Genomic DNA, 19,173 nt, shown 5'->3' on the forward strand with positions numbered 1-19,173 from the left:
AGCGTTGAACCCATTTCGGCAGCTGGCCAAGTAGACTCGGCGTCAATGGAGGGTGCTGAATGAACGACCTGGTTGATACCACCGAGATGTACCTGCGGACCATCTACGACCTCGAGGAAGAGGGCGTAACGCCGCTGCGCGCCAGGATCGCCGAACGGCTCGACCAGAGTGGGCCGACCGTCAGCCAGACCGTCTCCCGGATGGAGCGCGACGGACTGCTCCACGTGGCCGGTGATCGGCACCTGGAACTCACCGACAAAGGCCGGGCCCTGGCCATTTCCGTGATGCGCAAGCACCGGCTCGCCGAACGACTGCTCGTCGACGTCATCGGTCTGCCATGGGAAGAAGTGCACGCCGAGGCGTGCCGGTGGGAGCACGTGATGAGCGAGGACGTCGAGCGCCGGCTGGTCAAGGTGCTCAACAATCCCACCACCTCCCCGTTCGGCAACCCGATTCCCGGTTTGCTGGACCTGGGCGTCGGCCCCGATTCCGGCGCCGACGACGTCAATCTGGTCCGGCTGACCGAGTTGCCGGCGGGATCGCCGGTCGCGGTCGTCGTCCGTCAGCTCACCGAACATGTCCAGGGCGACATCGATCTGATCGCACGGCTCAAGGACGCCGGTGTCGTGCCGAATGCGCGCGTCACCGTGGAAACCGGGCCCGCCGGGGTCACCATCCTGATACCCGGCCATGAGAACGTCACCCTGCCCCACGAGATGGCGCACGCCGTCAAGGTCGAAAAGGTCTGACTCGCCGCTATCCGGCACAGCGCCCAGATGCCCGTCGCGGCGGTAGCCGTACCCCGAGCCGCTTGGCCAGCCGGTAGCCGCTCGCCGCGAGTTCGCGGATCTGTTCCGGCCGCAGCCCCGACTGCAACGCCGTATCGAGCATGCCCGCCATTCGATGTTCCGGATCGCAGCGCAGCGCGGCCTCCAGCGACACCCCGGCCAGCGGGCCATCCCCGCGGACGTAGGCACTGAACGCGAGCAACACCAGCGCTTCGACCCGCCACGGCGCGGGCAGGGCGCGGGCCAGCGATGCCCACAACGTCTCGGCTTCCCCGGCCTTCTCGCCCACCGCGAGGGCGTACAACGTGTCGCGCACCTGGGCGTCGTCCAGCGCGCAGCCCAGCGCGGCCAGCTCGGTGTCGGACAGCGATTGACCGCCGCAGACGCGAGACGCCGCGGCGATCGCCCGTTTGACGTCTCGGCGGGCGCATCCGGCGGGATCCTTTCGATGGGCCGCCGCACGCCGTGCGGACTGGCGTTGCAGCCGTCCGGCCAGCGCGGCGCTGCGGTCCGGATCGTCGACGGCGATGACGGCCTGCAGGTCGGCGCGACGCGCATACAACCGTCGGCCTTCCAGCACCGCCGCGGCGGCCAGGGGCGACGCGGACGGATCGTCCACCGCGCCGCCCGCGCCGCACTCGTCGACGCAATGCCAATGGCCGCCACGGGCCACCCGATCCACCACATGCGCCGCCAAAAGCTCAATGTTGTTCTCCAACAACACTTCTGCGAGCATTGCGCAGAGCTGCCGGTATTCGTCGTTGCACTGCGGGCAATGGGCGCCCTCGTCGTTGACGATCACGGCGATCGCGGCCTCGGGCGCCGCCGCGGCGGCAACCTCGGCCAGATGCCCGGTCCGGCCGGCGAGCTCGCCGGAGAGATCGACGCGCAGCACGGCGCCGAGCTCGCCGCGATCCAACGACACCAAGACCAATGAATTCTCCGGAACGAAGCCGAGAACGGCCGGTAGCGCCGCAATCAGTGCGCCGGGACGGTTCAGTTCAAAATCGGGTGTGAGCGGTGACATGAGGCCAACGCTGCTGGCCGCCACCGTCAGACGGCGCTCGCGCAACGCGATCGAGCGATCCGTCTGTGGAGAAAGTCTCGACTGTGGGCTCTATCGTCTATCTCATGGGATCGATGCAGGAATACGACATGGTCGTGATCGGCTCGGGGCCGGGCGGCCAGAAGGCCGCCATCGCCTCGGCCAAGCTCGGCAAATCGGTGGCGATCATCGAACGCGGCCAGATGCTGGGCGGCGTGTGCGTGCAGACCGGCACGATCCCGTCAAAGACGTTGCGCGAAGCGGTGCTCTACCTCACCGGCATGAGCCAGCGCGAACTCTACGGTGCGAGCTATCGCGTCAAGGAAAAGATCACCCCCGCCGACCTGCTGGCTCGCACCCAGCACGTGATCGGCAAGGAAGTCGACGTCGTACGTAACCAACTGATGCGCAACCGGATCGACCTACTGATCGGGCACGGACGCTTCATCGACCCGCACACCATCGAGGTCGAAGACCCGTCCCGGCGCGAAAAGCTCACCATCAGTGGCAAATACGTCGTGATCGCCACCGGCACCAGGCCGGCACGACCGTCCGGAGTCGAGTTCGACGAAGACCGCGTGCTCGACTCCGACGGGATCCTGGATCTCAAGACGTTGCCCACCTCGATGGTGGTCGTCGGCGCCGGGGTGATCGGTATCGAGTACGCGTCGATGTTCGCCGCACTGGGCACCAAGGTCACCGTCGTCGAAAAGCGCAGCGACATGTTGGACTTCTGCGACCCCGAGGTCATCGAGGCGCTGAAGTTCCACCTGCGCGACCTCGCGGTGACGTTCCGGTTCGGCGAGGAAGTGACCGCGGTCGACGTCGGCTCGGCCGGCACCATCACCACCTTGGCCAGCGGCAAGCAGATTCCGGCCGAGACGGTGATGTATTCCGCCGGGCGCCAAGGGCAGACCGACCACCTCGATCTGCACAACGCGGAGCTGGAGGCCGACAACCGCGGCCGCATCTTCGTCGACGACTTCTTCCAGACCAAGGTGCCCCACATCTACGCCGTCGGCGACGTCATCGGCTTCCCGGCCCTGGCCGCGACCTCGATGGAGCAGGGGCGCCTAGCCGCCTACCACGCATTCGGGGAGCCGACCGAAGGCATCACCGAGCTGCAGCCGATCGGCATCTACTCCATTCCCGAGGTCTCCTACGTCGGGGCCACCGAGGTGGAACTGACCAAGGCCTCGATCCCCTACGAGGTGGGCATGGCCCGCTATCGCGAGCTGGCCCGCGGCCAGATCGCCGGCGACTCCTACGGCATGCTCAAGCTGCTGGTGTCCACCGAAGACCTCAAGCTGCTCGGGGTGCACATCTTCGGCACCAGTGCGACTGAGATGGTGCACATCGGGCAGGCCGTGATGGGGTGCGGGGGCACCGTCGAATACCTGGTCGACGCGGTGTTCAACTACCCGACATTCTCCGAGGCGTACAAGGTGGCGGCACTGGACGTGATGAACAAGGTGCGCGCGCTCAACCAATTCCGCCGCTGACTAGCAGGTGTCGTCCAAGTCCACGGGTATCGGATCGCCCGGGCCGCCGGCTTCCGCGCGGGTCAGCAACTGGGCGATGTGGTCGTCGAACGGCGCGGAGTAGGACACGTTCTCGGCGCATCCCCCGCGTTCGAGTCCACCGATCAGCCCGACGACCGTCGTGCCGCTGACCCAGGGGGCCCCGCTGGTACCGCCGACGAGCCCCTGGCATACCAACGAGGGATATCCGGTGTCGGTCACCGCTGTGCTGCCCTGACAGCCGATCGGCGAGCCGCCGACGCCGGAGGGATAGCCCACCACGGTGACGCGGCTGCTGGGCGGTGGTGCGGTGCCCAGGGTCAGCGCCAAGCCGGCCCGCGCCTCCACCGATCCGCCATGGTCGCTGTTGACCCGCGCGATCGCGTAGTCGGCGTGCGGGTCTTTGCTAGCAACCCAGCGCGGATCCAGGTAGACGTTGTCGGCCGTCCAGAGATCGGGTGGCACCCCATCGCCGGACAAACCGGGCACGAAGGTGATCTGGGCAGCTCCGGCCAGGCAGTGCGCGGCGGTCAGCACCAGGTTGCCGGTCGCGGAATGCAGTACCGAACCCGTGCACACATGCTGGGTGCTGCCGTCCAGGAAGATTGCTCCCACCCGCCGGTCCGGATCCACCGGGGCCGCAACCGCGCCCGGCTCGGGCTGGCTGAGACGCTGGACGGTCTTACTCGTTTTCGGTGCCTGCGTGGTAGTGGGCAACGACACATGCAGCACCGGACGCCCGCACGACGCCAGTAACGTCGCCAGGCCGACCAGTGGGCATAGCAGCAACATCCGGACGCGCATCGATCCCCATCATGCCCGACCACAGCGGTGGAAGCGGAATTCCACGCTTGGCGCCGCGGTTGTAGATTTGCTGGACTAAACCGATCGGGCGGCATTGTTCCATCCGGATTACGTTCACGCGTCATCCCGTTTCGAGTAACAGTGCCTGTTGATTCGGGAGACACTGGGTAGGGCACCCTGGAGAAACCCCCGGGAGGAGGCAACGATGTCCAACGAGCGCAACGACGACGATCTCTACTACCAGCCAGGGCAACCCGGCATGTACGAGCTGGAGTTCCCGGCGCCGCAGTTGGTGACCTCGGACGGCCGCGGCCCGGTGCTGGTGCACGCTTTGGAGGGGTTCTCGGACGCCGGCCACGCGATACGGCTGGCCGCCACCCACCTGAAGGAAACCCTGGACACCGAGCTGGTCGCGTCTTTCGCGATCGACGAACTGCTGGACTACCGGTCGCGACGGCCGCTGATGACCTTCAAGACCGACCATTTCACCAACTACGACGACCCGGAGCTGAGCCTGTTCGCACTGCGCGACAGCGTCGGCACCCCGTTTCTGCTGCTCGCCGGGATGGAACCGGATCTCAAATGGGAGCGCTTCATCACCGCGGTGCGTCTGCTGGCCGAACGGCTGGGCGTGCGCCAAACCATCGGCCTGGGCACCGTCCCGATGGCGGTCCCACACACGCGGCCCATCACGATGACCGCGCACTCCAACAACCGCGAGTTGATCACCGATTTCCAGCCGTGGATCTCCGAGATCCAGGTCCCGGGCAGTGCGTCGAACCTGCTGGAATACCGATTGGCACAGCACGGGCACGAGGTGGTCGGATTCACGGTTCACGTTCCGCATTACCTGACGCAGACCGACTATCCCGCCGCCGCGCAGGCGCTGCTCGAGCAGGTCGCCAAGACCGGGTCGCTGGAGCTGCCGCTGTCGGCGCTGACCGAGGCGGCCGCCGAGATCCGGGGCAAGATCGACGAGCAGGTCGAGGCGAGCGCCGAGGTCGCTCAAGTGGTGGCCGCACTCGAGCGCCAGTACGATGCCTTCATCGACGCTCAGGAAAACAGGTCGTTACTAACGCGCGACGAGGACCTTCCTAGCGGCGACGAACTTGGTGCCGAGTTCGAGCGATTCCTAGCCCAACAGGCGGAGAAGAAGCGCGACGACGACAACCCGGCTTAACCGCCCTGCGGGGCGCGACAACAAGGGTGGGCGAGATGACTGAGCGGAAGCGCAAGAGCAATCTTCGTCCAGTGCGCGAAGTGACGACTCCCAGGCTCGAGTTCCGCACCATCCACGGATACAAACGTGCCTTTCGTATCGCCGGCTCCGGGCCGGCGATTCTGTTGATTCACGGCATCGGTGACAACTCCACGACGTGGAACACCGTGCAGGCCAAGCTCGCTCAGCGGTTCAAGGTGATCGCCCCCGACCTGCTGGGGCACGGACGGTCCGACAAACCTCGCGCGGACTACTCGGTGGCCGGCTACGCCAACGGAATGCGCGACTTGCTGTCCGTGCTCGATATCGAGCGCGTGACCATCGTCGGTCACTCCCTCGGCGGCGGGGTGGCGATGCAATTCGCTTACCAGTTCCCACATTTGGTCGAGCGGCTCATCCTGGTTGCCGCGGGCGGTGTCACCAAGGACGTCAACGTCGCCTTCCGGTTGGCTTCGCTGCCGATCGGGACGGAGGCGTTGGCACTGCTGCGGCTGCCCCTGGTGTTGCCGGCAGTCCAGCTGGCGGGGCGGCTGGCGGGCCTGGCGATCGGATCGACCGGCTTGGGCCGCGATCTTCCGAACGTGTTGCGCATCCTGGACGACTTGCCCGAGCCGACGGCCTCATCGGCCTTCAGCCGGACTCTGCGGGCCGTGGTCGACTGGCGCGGGCAGATCGTCACGTTCCTGGACCGATGTTATTTGACCGAGGCCATCCCGGTGCAGATCGTCTGGGGCACCAAGGATGTGGTGGTTCCCGTCCGCCATGCCTGGATGGCACACGCCGCAATGCCCGGCTCGCGCCTGGAGATCTTCCAGGGTTCCGGCCACTTCCCGTTCCACGAAGACCCGGCCCGTTTCATCGACGTCGTCCAGCGCTTCATCGACACCACCGCACCCGCCGAATACGACCAAACCGCGCTGCGCGAGCTGCTGCGCACCGGCAGCGGTGAGCGCACGGTCACCGGCCCGGCCGACACCCGCGTCGCTGTGCTCAACGCGATGGGTTCCGACGAGCGCAGCGCGACGTAGACAATTCGTTTGACCGGGCCCGTACAGTCGGGCCATGGGCATCGACGTGACGGTGTTGCGCGTCTTCACCGACCGAGACGGCAACTTCGGTAATCCGTTGGGCGTTGTCGACGCCGGTCAGGTCGCGCCCGCCGATCGCCAGCAGCTGGCCACCCAATTGGGTTACAGCGAAACGGTATTCGTCGATCTACCGCCGGCCGGAGCCACCACCGCCCGTACCACGATCTACACGCCGCGCACCGAGATTCCGTTCGCCGGGCACCCGACCGTCGGGGCGGCATGGTGGCTGCGCGCGAACGGTACGCCGGTCAACACGCTTGCGGTGCCGGCCGGCATCGTGGGGGTGCACTACGAGGACGACGTGGTGGGTGTGCGCGCCCGCCCGGAATGGGGCCCGGAGGTGGGCTTCCACGAATTCGAGTCCGTTGACCAGGTCCTCGCTGCCGACACCAGCGAATTTCCCGACGACTCCGCGCATTACCTGTGGGCCTGGATCGATCAGTCCGCCGGGGTTGTGCGTTCCCGGATGTTCGTCGCGAATCTCGGTGTGCCAGAAGACGAAGCGACCGGCTCGGCGGCCATGCGGATCACCGGCCATCTCTGCCGCGACCTGAGCATCATCCAGGGCAAGGGATCGATGCTGGAAACGTCGTGGAACCCCGAGGGCTGGGCCCGCGTTGCCGGCCGCGTCGTCAACGACGGTGTGACGCAACTCGACTGAGATTCAGGACTTGCGGTGCAGCTCCGCGGACAGATGATGCTGCAGGGGCTGCCCGACCGCACCCATCCGCACCGAGTAGGAGAGCTGGTCGCCGTCGATTCGCACGGTTCGGCCTAACGCGGAAACCTCTTTGGCGGTCGGGGTCAATCCGACCGACGTGGTGGCCAACTCGATTTCGATGACGCCGCCGGTCACCCGGTAGGACCCGACCTCGATTTCGGTCACGCCGCTGGGGTGGGCCAGCACCATCTCGACGTGGCCGGGCCGCGGCACCCGAAGGTAGCCGGTCTCGGCATGCATCGGCTTGCCGTCGTCGGCCCCTTTGGTCTTTTGCCCGTATGCCAGAAACGGTTTCCCCACATGGGAAAACACGATTTCCTCGAGATAGTCGAAGGGCTGGATGGTCGGGTATTCGCCGGAACCGCGGCCGGCCCAGGTGCCGAGCAGCGGCGCGAGCGCCTCGAGATCCGGATGCAGGTCCGGGGGCATCGCGGTCAACTCGGTGTCGATACTTGGCGGTGCTTGCGGAGCGCGGCGATCTCGCGCTCGAAATCGTCGGCCGACGAAAAGGACCGGTATACCGAGGCGAACCGCAGATAGGCCACCTCATCCAGGTCACGCAACGGGCCGAGGATCGCCAAGCCGACCTCGTGGCTGGGAACCTCCGGCGATCCGGCGGCGCGGACGGTGTCTTCCACCTGCTGAGCCAGTAGATTCAGCGCGTCCTCGTCTACCTGGCGGCCCTGGCAGGCGCGCCGCACACCTTTGATGACCTTTTCGCGGCTGAACGGCTCGGTGACACCGCTGCGTTTGACGACGGCCAGGATCGCGGTTTCCACGGTGGTGAACCGGCGTCCGCACTCCGGGCAGGATCGGCGGCGCCGAATGGCTTGGCCTTCATCGGTTTCCCGGGAGTCGATCACCCGGGAGTCGGGATGGCGACAGAACGGGCAGTGCATGACCGCTCCTTCGCTGTGCCGGCATCTCGGAAGAACACTCCGAGCGTACCCGTGCGCTCCCCGGGCGGGCCAATGTAGCCACGACGCATGCGCCGTCACTGACGGCAGGACCGAGGAGCCTTGGCGTAGAGCGGTTTTCGCGATACGCGGCTACGGTCAGCCGACCGGCGCGATCAGGGTCTGGCCGGCAGCCAGCGCCGGGGAACTCAGGTTGTTGAGTTCGCGGATGCGGTCGGCGACCTGGCGGGCCGGCGCTTCCGGCGCGACCCGGTGCGCTACATCCTGAAGCGATTCGCCCGGCTCGACCTGCACGACCGACAGCCGGTCCGGAACAGGAGCAGCCGCGGAGTCGCCGTTGGCGATCTGACCGAGATTCGCGACCAGGCCCAACCACAGCGTGATGACGCCGGCCATCAGGGCCAGACCCACCGTCGTCCCCAGCGTGACCGGGCGGCGGCGATGCGGTGCTTGCGACTCCGCGACACCGGTACCGCGGTAGCGCATCGGCGCTCCCGCCGGCCGGGCCTGCACCGACCGGCGCGACCGCAGCACGCGCTCCTGCTCGTAGCGGGGCCGTGCGACGTCATAGCGAGGCCGCGCGACGAGCCCATCGCTGGGGCGCCGCATGGTGCTGGTCCGCGGCGAGACTGTATGCATGAGCGTCATGGTGCGTTCCTCCGGTCGTCGAATCCTCGCTCGTGTGTTCGACACTATCGCTCGTGTGTTCGAAATCCGAACATTTGAGCGAAGCGTGTCGCACGGGCCAAACGCTAGACCCCGCCACCGACAACTTCTGCCGGTCGCCGTCCCTTCCATGCAGCACAGGTACCCGGTCTACGCAAAAGTTACACACGTGTGATTCGGCCGTTCTAGGGTCTTTAGCCACTATGTGCTTGCCATGACACGCCAGTCGAACACATGTTTGATTCTTCGGGTCAGGGAGGCTACATTCAGTGCCATGAGCGACAGCAACGACACCTCGGCAACCGGCCCGGACGGCCGCACGCGTTCCGTGGATTCATCGCTTACCCAGCGGCAACGCACCATCTTGAATGTCATCCGGGAGTCGGTGACCACCCGTGGTTACCCGCCGAGCATCAGGGAGATCGGCGACGCCGTCGGCCTGACATCGACCTCTTCGGTGGCCCACCAGCTGCGCACCCTCGAACGCAAGGGATATCTGCGCCGGGACCCGAACCGCCCCCGGGCCGTCGACGTCCGCGGCGCCGACGACGCGGTGGCGGCCGCGCCGGCCACCGAGGTCGCCGGGTCGGACGCGTTACCGGAACCCACGTTCGTCCCCGTGCTCGGGCGCATCGCGGCCGGTGGACCGATCCTGGCCGAGGAAGCCGTCGAGGACGTCTTCCCACTCCCCCGCGAGCTGGTCGGCGAGGGCACGCTGTTCTTGCTCAAGGTGGTCGGCGACTCGATGGTCGAAGCCGCGATCTGCGACGGCGACTGGGTGGTGGTGCGGCAGCAGAATGTCGCCGACAACGGCGACATCGTCGCCGCCATGCTCGACGGTGAGGCCACCGTCAAGACGTTCAAGCGCGCGGGCGGTCAGGTGTGGCTGATGCCGCACAACCCGGCGTTCGATCCCATCCCCGGTAATGACGCGACCGTGCTCGGCAAGGTCGTGACGGTGATCCGCAAGGTATAGCGCCGTGCGCTACGGCGTCAGTCGGCTTTCACGAAGCCGTTGACCAGCGCGGCTTCCTCGCTGGAAAGCCAGATCTCGGCGAGCGTGTCGTGGTAGAGGTCGCTGCCCGGCGTGTAATAAAGGCCGAAGCGAGCACTCGCCTTGATCGGGTAGCCGTCGGGCATCTGATACGGGTCCTCCAACGGCAGGTGGATCGTCGGGCGCCCGGCGGGGCCTAATGCCCCGATCGCCGCCACCGGTACTACGTCCGCCTCGTCGTCGGCATCCGCGGCTGCATGCCGCCCCGCCGCTCTGGGTGCGACGCCGGCCGCGGCGCCCAGCGCCGCCGCCAGGCTGGCTGCGGCACCACCCGCGGCGGCTCCAGCGGCCCCGCCGGCAGCACCGGACGCGCCACCGGCGCCGGCCAGATCAGGAGGCGTGTGCGGCACGGCGACATCGGGGTACGCGGTCTCCTGCTCCTCGGCGGGGTAGGCGGCCTCGTCCTCCTCGGCGCCCGGGAAGCCCGCCTCCGGGTAAGCGGCGGACGGGTAAGCGGCGCCCGGATAGCCCGCCTCCGGGTAAGCGGCGTCCTCGTCGAGGAGTTCGGGATAGCCGGCCTCCGGATAGGCGCCTTCGGGTGAATAAGCGCCTTCCGGGCCCGCGGCAGCGGCGTATTCGTCCTCGGCGACGACGTCGGGATACGCGCTCTCCGGTACGTCGGGACTAGCCGGATAGCCGACTTCCGGCAGCTCATCGCCGTAACCGGCGTCGGACAGATCGTCGGCCGACACGACTGGGATGGAATCGGTGTCGACCGAGTCGGGATCCCGCTCGTCGACCGCCAGCTCATCCCATTCTTCCTCGGTGACGGGATGCGACGGCTCGTCATACCCGCCGTCCTCGTCGATTTCGGCCGTTTCGGGTGCGTGCGGCCACCTGGCCAGCGGCGCGTGCTCGGCGTCCCGGAGATCCTGTTCGTGGGTGTCGGTGAACGACATGTGCTCGGCGTAGTCGGGACCCCAGCGCGGCTCACCCGTGTCCCCGTAGCCGCCGACGGCGTCGCGCTCCAGGTCGTAGGGTGCGCTGTTGCGACCGGCACGATGCCGGCGCCAGCGCAACGCCACGAACACCGCCAGCAGCACCAGAATCAGCAGCGGAACCAGGGCGAACAGATACCACCAGCTCCAGCTGAACCACTTCTTGGCGTGCGCGGGCATCGCCGAACCGCTCGGCTGGTTCTGCCCCGACACCTGCAGACCCGATAGCAGCGGAGCCAGGTTGGCCGGGTCCGTGGAGAAGGTGTTCTTCGCGCGGTTCCACGAGATTTTGCCGCCGGTGAACTTCTGCGAGATCACGTCGCCGTCGACGGTCTGATCGCCGACCGGCGCGCCCAGCTTTCCGGTGGGACCACGCAGCTTGTCCCAGGCGGCCTTCATGGCGCCGCGCACCACGAAGGCGCCGTGGTCGGAGGTCCAGAAGATGACCGGCTTGTCGGCCCCGGAGAAGGTGGCGATCCGGCTGTTGGGGCTGATGCCGCCGTCGGATTCGTTAGCGGTCGGGAAACCCAGGTCACTGCTGACCGGGCCACCGACCGACTCGTACTTCGCCAGGATGTCGCTTTCCAGCGCGCTCGCACCGGTCGCCGGGCTGAAGAACACCTTGCCGCCGGCGAAGTTCTGGACGATGCCGTCACCGCCGATGGGGTTCGGACCGCCCTGCTTGGCGCCCAGCGGACCGTTGGCACCGCCGGCCGCGCGCCAGGCCATGTTGATGGCCGCGGTGGGATCGATCGCTACCTGCAGGCCCTTGAGCTGCTCGGCCAAATTCGCTGGCTCAGTGGTGAATTCCTTGGTTTTGCGGTTCCAGGAGATCTGGCCGCCGCTGAACTTCTGCGAGGACACTTCGCCGTCGTAGGTCTCATCGGAGACCGGGGCTCCCAGGACGCCACCGGAGCTGCCGAGTTTGTCCCAGGCGGCGTTGAGGGCGCCGCGCACGACGAACGCGCCGTGATCGGGCGTCCAATAGATCACCGGCTTGTCGCTGGCCGAGAACGTCGCCACCCGACTGTCCGGGCCCGCCAGACCGGGCACCTCGTTGATGGTCGGAAAGCCCAGATCGCCGCCGGCCGCACCGCCGAGCATGTCGTATTTTTCCAGGATCGGCCCGTAGATGAATTTCGCCCCGGTGGCCGTGGTGAAGAAGAACTTGCCGCCGTCGAAGTCACACGCGAAGCCGTCGGCAACCGGGTAGACGTCGCCCTTGCGGGGACCCAGCGGAGAGGTGTCGCCGCCGGCCTTGGTCCACTCGGCCATGATGGCGGCTTCGGCGTCACCGATCGGAGACGCCGAAGCGGTAGGTGCCAACAGCACGATGGCCAACGCTGTGGTCGCCACGCTGATGAGCGCCCGACCAGCGAGCCTGCGCACGTGACCTCTCTTCCCGTTCACCAAGCCTCCCAGCCGACGGATATGCCCTTTTGTATGGCCATGCCCGTACCCTGCGGCCCCTGCGCGCGGTTGGTGCCCCAAACGCGGGTTACGAACCCCACCGAGTTCGTATTATCGCCGGGCTCGCATAACTTTGCTCCAGCGAACAAGAAATACGAAGGCAATTCGCGAATATTACGAAAACGGAGACCACTCCGATGTCGAAATGATGCGGGACGACGATCATGTCGCGACCGATCCTGCCTCAAGACACGCCGGGGGCGGGTGATTACGCGCTCCGAGCACCCGATGGACATGCGCCGACCGTACGCGAGGCGCCGGCTATCCACTCGAGCAAAGGAGCTATTCATGGGCATCGACTATTTTGCCGTAAACCCAAGCAATGACAGCGTAAGCCGACTATTTGTGCGTGGTTCGTGTCACCATCCGCACGGATACCGCGCGTCTGCCGACGATTCGTTGTTGCGTGACAGCAAGATTGGTCCACCGACGCCGACGTTAGCCGATATGCGTCATGATCACGCGGCTAGACCCCGAGGCTGCGCCCGACGATCTCCTTCATGATCTCGGTTGTGCCGCCGTAGATCGTCTGCACCCGGGCATCGAGATAGGAACGAGCAACCGAGTATTCGCGCATGTAGCCATAGCCTCCGTGCAGCTGCAGACACCGGTCGATCAGATGCACCTGCTTTTCGGTGGAGTACCACTTGGCCATCGCGGCCTGCTCTGCCGTCAGCTTCTTGTCCAGGTGCAGCCGCAGGAACTCGTCGACCATGATGCGCACCACGGTTGCCTCGGTCGCCAGCTCGGCCAGCACGAAACGGCTGTTCTGGAAACTGCCGATCGGCTTGCCAAAGGCCTTGCGCTCCTTGGTGTATTGCAGCGTCTGTTCGAGCACCTGCTCCATCGCCGCGGCGGCCATGACCGCGATGTTGATCCGCTCCTGCGGCAGGTTCTGCATCAAGTAGATGAAGCCCTTGCCCTCCTCACCGAGCAGGTTTTCGACGGGAACCTTGACGTCGGTGAACGACAGCTCCGCCGTGTCCTGGGCGTCGAGGCCGATCTTGTCCAGATGGCGGCCGCGCTCAAAGCCTTCCATGCCGCGTTCGACGGCGAGCAGCGAAAAGCCTTGTGAGCCCTTGTCCGGATCAGTCTGCGCGACGACGATCACCAGGTCGGAGTTGATTCCGTTGGTGATGAACGTCTTTGCGCCGTTGAGCACGTAGTGATCGCCCTGTTTGACCGCGCGGGTCTTGATGCCCTGCAGGTCGCTGCCCGTGCCCGGTTCGGTCATCGCGATTGCGGTGATCATTTCGCCGGTGCAGAACTTCGGCAACCAGCGTTGCTTCTGCTCGTCGTTGGTCAGCTCCAGCAAATACGGCGCGATGATGTCGTTGTGCAGTCCGAAGCCAATTCCGCTGTATCGCCCGGCGGTCGTTTCCTCGGTGATGATCGTGTTGTACCGGAAGTCGGCATTGCCGCCGCCGCCGTACTCTTCGGGCACCGCCATGCCCAGGAATCCCTGCTTGCCGGCCTCGAGCCAGACGCCGCGGTCGACGATTTTCGCCTTCTCCCACTCGTCGTGGTACGGCGCCACATGGCGCTCGAGGAAGGCCCGGTAGGACTCGCGGAACAGATCGTGTTCGGGTTCAAACAGTGTGCGCTGGTACTTGATTGCACTGCCCATGGATAACCTCCGGCCGCCGGGAACTCTGCCGCCCAACATATACCAACCAGACGGTTGGTAGGCAGCCGCCCAGGTCTAGCCCTGGGGAGTCGAACCGTTGGCCGTGGCGAATTGACGCAGGCTCGCGGCCAGCGCCACCGGAACCCGGGCCTTGATCCGCGTGCCAAAGGAGTCGTGCTCCTCTTCCTCGATGCGGCCGTCGGCGTGCACCCGGGCCACCAGATCGCCGCGGTCGTAGGGAATCACCACGTCGACGGCGGCGTCGATGGGGGCGGCCAGTTCGGCCATCCGCCGGCGCAGCTCGTCGATGCCCTCGCCGGTGCGCGCGGAGACGAACACCGCACCCGGCAGCCCGTGCCGCAGCTTGGCCAGCATCAGGTCGCTCGCGGCGTCGATCTTGTTCACCACCAACAACTCCGGCGGCGGCTCCCCCTGGTGGTCGGAGACCACTTCGGAGATCACCTGGCGCACCGCGTTGATCTGGGCGACCGGGTTGACGTCGGAACCGTCCACGACGTGCACCAACAGATCGGCGTCGACGACCTCCTCGAGCGTCGAACGGAATGCCTCGACCAGCTGGGTGGGCAGGTGCCGCACGAACCCGACGGTGTCGGTGAGCACGAGCGGACGGCCGTCGGGGAACTCGGCACGCCGGGTGGTGGGCTCCAGGGTGGCGAACAACGCGTCCTGCACCAGCACGCCGGCCCCGGTGAGCGCGTTGAGGAGGCTGGACTTGCCGGCGTTGGTGTACCCGACGATCGCGACGGACGGCATATCGCTGTGCACGCGGCGACTGCGTTGGGTGTCGCGGGCCTGCTTCATGTCCTTGATCTCGCGGCGCAGCTTGGACATTCGCTCGCGGATGCGGCGCCGGTCGGTCTCGATCTTGGTCTCTCCGGGACCACGCAGCCCCACCCCGCCGCCGCTGCCGCCGGCGCGACCACCGGCCTGCCGGGACATCGACTCACCCCAGCCGCGCAGCCGCGGCAGCATGTACTCCATCTGCGCCAGCGACACCTGCGCCTTGCCTTCGCGGCTGGTGGCGTGCTGAGCGAAGATGTCGAGAATCAGCGCGGTGCGATCGATGACCTTGACCTTGACGGCCTTTTCCAGGGCGGTCAGCTGCGCCGGGGATAGTTCACCGTCGCAGATCACGGTGTCGGCGCCGGTGGCCACGACCACGTCGCGCAACTCCTGGGCCTTGCCCGAGCCGATGTAGGTCGACGGGTCGGGCTTGTCGCGGCGCTGGATCAGCCCCTCGAGCACCTGCGAGCCGGCGGTTTCGGCCAGCGCCGCCAGCTCGGCCAGGCTCGCCTGGTTGTCGGCCGCGCTGCCCTCGGTCCACACCCCCACCAGCACGACGCGTTCCAGCCGCAGCTGTCGGTATTCGACCTCGGAGATGTCGGCGAGTTCGGTCGACAGCCCGGCGACGCGGCGCAGGGCCGAGCGGTCTTCGAGGGCGAGTTCACCGACGCTGGGCTCGGACGCGGGATGGTCGGCCGGCGGATCGGGGTACGGCAGTTCGGGATGTGTCATAGGCAATTAGCAATAGTGCACGCCAATTCCGCGGCGTGCATCCGAATTATTGGGCGTTCCACCAGTCCTCGCTCACTAGGCCACGGGCCAGCAGCACCGACGGCCCGCGCAGGAAGCTGGTGGCGTCGGTGATGGTGACGACGACGTCGCCCCCGGGTACCCGGACGGTCAGGGTGCCGGTGTCGGACCCGGCGTCCGCGAGCGCGGCCACCGCGGCCGCGACGGTTCCGGTTCCGCACGAACGGGTTTCGCCGACCCCGCGCTCATGGACCCGCATCCGCACCACGCCCTCGACAGCCGCGGTGAGTACTTCGACGTTGACGCCTTCGGGGAACTGCGCCCGGTCGAACTGCACCGGCGCGGCGACATCCAGCGCGGCGAGCGCGTCGCTACTCAGCTGCGGGTCGACGCACGCCAGGTGCGGATTGCCCACGTCGATCGCCAACCCGCTCAAGCGCCGGCCGCCGACTACGGCTTCAAAGGCCGGTCCCCCGCTGCCCATCCGGTTGGCCTTACCCATGTCGACGGTGACGTCGGCGCTGGTGGCGTCGACGTGGTGCATGGTGACCATCCGCGGCCCCGCCAGCGATCCGACGACGAACTCGTCGCGGGTCTCCAGGCCGCTGGCACGCAGGTAGTGGGCGAACACCCGCACGCCGTTGCCGCACATCTGCGCGGTCGACCCGTCGGCGTTGCGATAGTCCATGTACCAGTCGTCCGCGCCGACACCGTCGGGCAGCCGATTGAGCACGCCGACTTCCACGGCCGCACCCGCGGTGGTGATCCGCAGCACGCCGTCGGCGCCCAGCCCGCGGCGGCGGTCGCACAGCGCGGCCACCCCGGCCAGGGTGAGCGACAGCTCGGCGTCGAGGTCGGGCAGCAGCACGAAGTCGTTCTGGGTGCCGTGGCCCTTGGCGAAGATCACCTGTTCAGGGTACGTGCCGCCACGCCCGCAAGGTGTCGGCGACGACCCGGGCGCGGTCGGACCCGGTCGCGGCGCCCACGTCGACCCAGTGCACGCGGTGATCACGGCGAAACCACGACCGTTGCCGTCGCACGTAGCGGCGGGTGCCCACGAACGTCAGCTCCTGCGCGTCGCGCAGCGCCGCGGGGTCGTCGGTATCGAGCGCGGCAAGGACCTGCGCGTAACCCAGCGCGCGTGACGCGGTGACGCCGTCGCGCAGGCCCTCGAGGAGCAGCGCACGCACCTCGTCGACCAGACCCTCGGCGAACATGGTGTCGGTGCGTCGGGCTAATCTCTCGTCGAGAATCGTTGTGTCACAATCTAATCCGACGATAATGCTGCCCCAGCGAGGAGCGCCGATGCGGGGCGCGGACGCCGCGAACGGCCGGCCGGTGAGCTCGACAACCTCGAGAGCGCGCACCGTGCGGCGGCTATCGGTGGGCAGGATCGCCGCGGCGGCGGCCGGGTCGCGGCGGCCCAGCTCGGCGTGCAGCGCGCCCACGCCGACCTCGGCGAGCCGTTGTTCCCAGCGGGCCCGCACCGCGGGATCGGTGGCCGGAAACGTCCAGTCGTCCAGCAGCGACTGGACGTAGAGCATCGAACCGCCGACGATGACCGGCACCGCGCCGCGGGCCGCGATCGCCTCGATATCCGCGGCGGCGGCTCGCTGATAGCGGGCGACGGTCGCGGTCTGGGTGACGTTCAGGACGTCGAGCTGGTGATGCGGGATGCCGCGACGTTCGTCGACGGGCAGCTTGGCGGTCCCGATGTCCATGCCGCGGTAGAACTGCATGGCATCGGCGTTGACGATCTCGGCGCTCACCTCGCCGCTGAGTTGCTCGACGACGTCGAGGGCCAGCTGCGACTTGCCGGTCCCGGTGGGCCCGATGATCGCCAGTGGTCTCATGCGTCGACCCTCCCCCGCAAGCGGGAGGTGCCCCCACGCGCCCGGCGGGCCGCCGAGCTTGCGATCGCCGCGGGCCTCACGGCTGCCAGGCTCCGGCGAAGTACCCCACACCGTAGGGCGCTCCCCGGTACAGCTCCTTGGCCGAACGTGGCCCCGGCTCGGTCAGCCCGGCCAGCACCTGGAATGCGACCCGCCCCAGGATCTGTTCCGGCAGCCCGGCCAGCGCGGCGATGTCACCGCTGGCCAACGCGTCGTCCAGGGCCCGCTGGGCATCGGGGCTCGCGGGGTCGAAGGCGCCCGGCGCACCCGCGGTCAGGGTGTTCGCGCCATCGGCGACGACCAGCACGCCGAGCGGATCGGACGCCCGGTCGATCTCGGCCCGCAACCGCCGACCCATCTTCAGCGCGGTGTCGGCGTCGTGATCGCCGCGATAGACGCGAACCTGCGCGTCGGCCTCGGGACGGACCTGGCCACGCAGCCAGCCGGCAATCAGCGCACAGAGCGGGAAGTCGGCCACCGCATCGGTCGGCCCGGCGGCCCGCGCCGACAGGCGGACGCGCACATCGGCGCCGTAGCCGCCAAAACTGCCGATCCCGTCGGGTCCCACCACATCGTCGGTGTCGGCCGTGCCGATCACGACCCACCGCGGCGGCAACAGCGCTGCCCCCGCCAGCACCGCCGTCGCCAGGTCGGCCAGTTCGGCGGCCGCCGCGCCGGCGAGCTCGGGAACAAGCAGCGGCGTGGCGGGAACGATCGCAATGGCGCTCAGCACGACATCAAACTAATCGACGCCCAGTACACCGACCGTCAGCTGCGGCACTCCGCCTCGGCGAGGCGCACCTCGCCCGATCGGCGCAGCGCTTTTTTCGCCAGCTTCTCCGCGAAGCTGCTCGACATGGTCGCCGCCTCACCGCGGGCCAGGGCCACGGTCGCGACCACCACCACCACGACGCCGACGGCGAGCACCACCTTCGCGGTCCCGTTGCAGTCGAGGTATTCACCGAGCACGGCCATGCCGAGGATCGACCCGACGACCGGCTTGGCCACCACGGACGTCGGCAGCGAGGCGGTCAGCGAGCCGGCGCGGAAGGACGACTGCTGGAAGATCATCCCCGCGAGGGCAGCCGCTATCCACGCGTAGAACTCGGGCGCGGTCAACAGCGCACCGACACCGTCTCCGACGATCACCACCACGGCCTTCGTCAGGACCGCGAACAGCGCCAGCGACGACCCGGCGACGATGGCCAGCAGTACGGCGGCGACCGAGCCGGGCCACTTGCGCGCACCCCACACGCAGAACACCAGCGCGGGGCCCATCACCAGGGCCACCACCAGCCAGGTTTGCACCGAACCGCGCGAGGCGCCGGGGTCCGGATCGCCGACGACGACCACCACCGCCAACGCGGCGGCCAGCAGCAGCGCCCAGGTCCATTCCCAGCGGGTGACCGCACGCCGGGTCATGCGCGCGTAGATCGGCAGCGCGAACAGCAGGGCCGTCACCTGCAGCGACGTGACCAGCATGACGGAGCCCAGTGTCAGGGCGGCGGCCTGCAGGGCGTAGTTCGCGATGGCTCCGCCGGCCCCCAGCCACCACTTGCCGTCGCGCACCGACATCCGGAAGAGCTCGAGGTGGCCCACCGGCTTGTCGGTGATCTCCTGTGCTGAACGCTGACGGACGACATTGCCCAGTGCTGACGCGAACGCGGCGAGCAGGGCGAGAAGAACCGCGATATCCGTCTTCTCCATCTGCGACCTCCTCCCCGGCACCCGGCCACGTGGGCCATCATTCGCGACGGGTATTCACTACCCGTTTCGGAGCCGTTTCCGTCGTGTGAGCGTTCAGATTGCCCGCGCCACTGCGGAAGAAACGGCCCTGCGCAATAAGTAGTTCACGAACCTATGTAGAGCC

18 protein-coding genes and 1 pseudogene are annotated in these 19,173 nt (G+C 67.5%); 6 read left to right on the top strand and 13 right to left on the bottom strand.

Features of this window, described 5'->3' with window-relative positions; all coding sequences use genetic code 11:
• Positions 1-59: 59 nt before the first annotated feature.
• On the top strand, positions 60-749 hold the full coding sequence (locus AC5Y5O_RS22990; protein WP_096286386.1) for an iron-dependent transcriptional repressor DtxR: 690 nt from the start codon (positions 60-62) through the stop codon (positions 747-749).
• 7 nt (positions 750-756) lie between these two features.
• Here AC5Y5O_RS22990 and AC5Y5O_RS22995 read toward each other — a convergent pair whose 3' ends face one another.
• Positions 757-1,815 (bottom strand): DUF4192 domain-containing protein, encoded by a 1,059-nt coding sequence (locus AC5Y5O_RS22995; protein WP_096286384.1) that lies wholly within the window; start codon positions 1,813-1,815, stop codon positions 757-759.
• Between the two features lie 113 nt (positions 1,816-1,928).
• Between AC5Y5O_RS22995 and sthA the strand changes: the two genes are divergently transcribed.
• Positions 1,929-3,335, top strand: coding sequence for a Si-specific NAD(P)(+) transhydrogenase (gene sthA, locus AC5Y5O_RS23000; RefSeq protein ID WP_096291012.1), 1,407 nt, complete (start codon positions 1,929-1,931; stop codon positions 3,333-3,335).
• Here the strand turns inward: sthA and AC5Y5O_RS23005 are convergent, their stop codons facing one another.
• Positions 3,336-4,157 (bottom strand): trypsin-like serine peptidase, encoded by an 822-nt coding sequence (locus AC5Y5O_RS23005; protein WP_096286382.1) that lies wholly within the window; start codon positions 4,155-4,157, stop codon positions 3,336-3,338. It abuts the gene before it with no gap.
• Positions 4,158-4,362: 205 nt separating this feature from the next.
• Between AC5Y5O_RS23005 and AC5Y5O_RS23010 the strand changes: the two genes are divergently transcribed.
• From AC5Y5O_RS23010 to AC5Y5O_RS23020, 3 genes are read left to right on the top strand one after another with little or no spacing between them, the layout of a single operon-like run.
• Positions 4,363-5,337: a proteasome assembly chaperone family protein gene (locus tag AC5Y5O_RS23010; RefSeq protein ID WP_096286380.1), complete on the top strand. Its 975-nt coding sequence runs from the start codon at positions 4,363-4,365 to the stop codon at positions 5,335-5,337.
• Between the two features lie 35 nt (positions 5,338-5,372).
• Positions 5,373-6,404 (top strand): alpha/beta fold hydrolase, encoded by a 1,032-nt coding sequence (locus tag AC5Y5O_RS23015; RefSeq protein WP_500027626.1) that lies wholly within the window; start codon positions 5,373-5,375, stop codon positions 6,402-6,404.
• A 34-nt stretch (positions 6,405-6,438) separates the two neighbouring features.
• Positions 6,439-7,125, top strand: a complete 687-nt coding sequence (locus AC5Y5O_RS23020) for a PhzF family phenazine biosynthesis protein (protein ID WP_500027628.1) — start codon at positions 6,439-6,441, stop codon at positions 7,123-7,125.
• A gap of 3 nt (positions 7,126-7,128) precedes the next feature.
• Here the strand turns inward: AC5Y5O_RS23020 and AC5Y5O_RS23025 are convergent, their stop codons facing one another.
• The 3 genes from AC5Y5O_RS23025 to AC5Y5O_RS23035 all read right to left on the bottom strand — a co-directional run bounded on the left by AC5Y5O_RS23025 (position 7,129) and on the right by AC5Y5O_RS23035 (position 8,750).
• Complete coding sequence (locus tag AC5Y5O_RS23025) at positions 7,129-7,614, bottom strand: peroxynitrite isomerase (RefSeq protein WP_096286376.1); 486 nt, start codon at positions 7,612-7,614, stop codon at positions 7,129-7,131.
• A 5-nt stretch (positions 7,615-7,619) separates the two neighbouring features.
• A complete protein-coding gene (nrdR, locus tag AC5Y5O_RS23030) occupies positions 7,620-8,084 on the bottom strand; it encodes a transcriptional regulator NrdR (protein ID WP_096286374.1) in 465 nt (154 codons plus the stop codon).
• A 156-nt stretch (positions 8,085-8,240) separates the two neighbouring features.
• Positions 8,241-8,750, bottom strand: coding sequence for a LysM peptidoglycan-binding domain-containing protein (locus AC5Y5O_RS23035; RefSeq protein WP_500027631.1), 510 nt, complete (start codon positions 8,748-8,750; stop codon positions 8,241-8,243).
• A 292-nt stretch (positions 8,751-9,042) separates the two neighbouring features.
• On the opposite strand from AC5Y5O_RS23035, the gene lexA reads away from it, so the two are divergent.
• Positions 9,043-9,744 carry a transcriptional repressor LexA gene (gene lexA / locus AC5Y5O_RS23040; protein WP_096286370.1) on the top strand — a complete coding sequence of 234 codons (702 nt, stop codon included), beginning with the start codon at positions 9,043-9,045 and terminating at the stop codon, positions 9,742-9,744.
• Between the two features lie 17 nt (positions 9,745-9,761).
• Here the strand turns inward: lexA and AC5Y5O_RS23045 are convergent, their stop codons facing one another.
• From AC5Y5O_RS23045 to AC5Y5O_RS23080, 8 genes and pseudogenes are all read right to left on the bottom strand, one after another.
• Positions 9,762-10,721, bottom strand: coding sequence for a sunset domain-containing protein (locus tag AC5Y5O_RS23045; protein WP_500027689.1), 960 nt, complete (start codon positions 10,719-10,721; stop codon positions 9,762-9,764).
• 126 nt (positions 10,722-10,847) lie between these two features.
• Positions 10,848-12,170, bottom strand: a pseudogene (locus AC5Y5O_RS23050) (LGFP repeat-containing protein); the annotation flags it as partial.
• A 526-nt stretch (positions 12,171-12,696) separates the two neighbouring features.
• Positions 12,697-13,857 carry an acyl-CoA dehydrogenase family protein gene (locus tag AC5Y5O_RS23055; RefSeq protein ID WP_096286366.1) on the bottom strand — a complete coding sequence of 387 codons (1,161 nt, stop codon included), beginning with the start codon at positions 13,855-13,857 and terminating at the stop codon, positions 12,697-12,699.
• A 75-nt stretch (positions 13,858-13,932) separates the two neighbouring features.
• Positions 13,933-15,393: a GTPase HflX gene (gene hflX, locus AC5Y5O_RS23060; RefSeq protein WP_096286364.1), complete on the bottom strand. Its 1,461-nt coding sequence runs from the start codon at positions 15,391-15,393 to the stop codon at positions 13,933-13,935.
• A 46-nt stretch (positions 15,394-15,439) separates the two neighbouring features.
• Positions 15,440-16,318: a diaminopimelate epimerase gene (gene dapF, locus AC5Y5O_RS23065; protein ID WP_096286362.1), complete on the bottom strand. Its 879-nt coding sequence runs from the start codon at positions 16,316-16,318 to the stop codon at positions 15,440-15,442.
• A gap of 4 nt (positions 16,319-16,322) precedes the next feature.
• Complete coding sequence (miaA, locus tag AC5Y5O_RS23070; protein WP_096286360.1) at positions 16,323-17,264, bottom strand: tRNA (adenosine(37)-N6)-dimethylallyltransferase MiaA; 942 nt, start codon at positions 17,262-17,264, stop codon at positions 16,323-16,325.
• Positions 17,265-17,340: 76 nt separating this feature from the next.
• Positions 17,341-18,036, bottom strand: coding sequence for a class III extradiol ring-cleavage dioxygenase family protein (locus AC5Y5O_RS23075; RefSeq protein WP_096286358.1), 696 nt, complete (start codon positions 18,034-18,036; stop codon positions 17,341-17,343).
• Positions 18,037-18,071: 35 nt separating this feature from the next.
• On the bottom strand, positions 18,072-19,010 hold the full coding sequence (locus AC5Y5O_RS23080) for a DMT family transporter (protein ID WP_165796339.1): 939 nt from the start codon (positions 19,008-19,010) through the stop codon (positions 18,072-18,074).
• Positions 19,011-19,173 lie beyond the last annotated feature (163 nt).

This window comes from Mycobacterium sp. NGS40 (assembly GCF_059812735.1).

What these genes read in the sequence shown, in the direction of transcription:
- AC5Y5O_RS22990 (WP_096286386.1), top strand. Translation starts at nt 60, where the DNA reads ATGAACGACCTGGTTGATACCACCGAGATGTACCTGCGGACCATCTAC.
- AC5Y5O_RS22995 (WP_096286384.1), bottom strand. Translation starts at nt 1,815, where the DNA reads ATGTCACCGCTCACACCCGATTTTGAACTGAACCGTCCCGGCGCACTG.
- sthA (WP_096291012.1), top strand. Translation starts at nt 1,929, where the DNA reads ATGCAGGAATACGACATGGTCGTGATCGGCTCGGGGCCGGGCGGCCAG.
- AC5Y5O_RS23005 (WP_096286382.1), bottom strand. Translation starts at nt 4,157, where the DNA reads ATGCGCGTCCGGATGTTGCTGCTATGCCCACTGGTCGGCCTGGCGACG.
- AC5Y5O_RS23010 (WP_096286380.1), top strand. Translation starts at nt 4,363, where the DNA reads ATGTCCAACGAGCGCAACGACGACGATCTCTACTACCAGCCAGGGCAA.
- AC5Y5O_RS23015 (WP_500027626.1), top strand. Translation starts at nt 5,373, where the DNA reads ATGACTGAGCGGAAGCGCAAGAGCAATCTTCGTCCAGTGCGCGAAGTG.
- AC5Y5O_RS23020 (WP_500027628.1), top strand. Translation starts at nt 6,439, where the DNA reads ATGGGCATCGACGTGACGGTGTTGCGCGTCTTCACCGACCGAGACGGC.
- AC5Y5O_RS23025 (WP_096286376.1), bottom strand. Translation starts at nt 7,614, where the DNA reads ATGCCCCCGGACCTGCATCCGGATCTCGAGGCGCTCGCGCCGCTGCTC.
- nrdR (WP_096286374.1), bottom strand. Translation starts at nt 8,084, where the DNA reads ATGCACTGCCCGTTCTGTCGCCATCCCGACTCCCGGGTGATCGACTCC.
- AC5Y5O_RS23035 (WP_500027631.1), bottom strand. Translation starts at nt 8,750, where the DNA reads ATGACGCTCATGCATACAGTCTCGCCGCGGACCAGCACCATGCGGCGC.
- lexA (WP_096286370.1), top strand. Translation starts at nt 9,043, where the DNA reads ATGAGCGACAGCAACGACACCTCGGCAACCGGCCCGGACGGCCGCACG.
- AC5Y5O_RS23045 (WP_500027689.1), bottom strand. Translation starts at nt 10,721, where the DNA reads ATGTCGTTCACCGACACCCACGAACAGGATCTCCGGGACGCCGAGCAC.
- AC5Y5O_RS23055 (WP_096286366.1), bottom strand. Translation starts at nt 13,857, where the DNA reads ATGGGCAGTGCAATCAAGTACCAGCGCACACTGTTTGAACCCGAACAC.
- hflX (WP_096286364.1), bottom strand. Translation starts at nt 15,393, where the DNA reads ATGACACATCCCGAACTGCCGTACCCCGATCCGCCGGCCGACCATCCC.
- miaA (WP_096286360.1), bottom strand. Translation starts at nt 17,264, where the DNA reads ATGAGACCACTGGCGATCATCGGGCCCACCGGGACCGGCAAGTCGCAG.
- AC5Y5O_RS23080 (WP_165796339.1), bottom strand. Translation starts at nt 19,010, where the DNA reads ATGGAGAAGACGGATATCGCGGTTCTTCTCGCCCTGCTCGCCGCGTTC.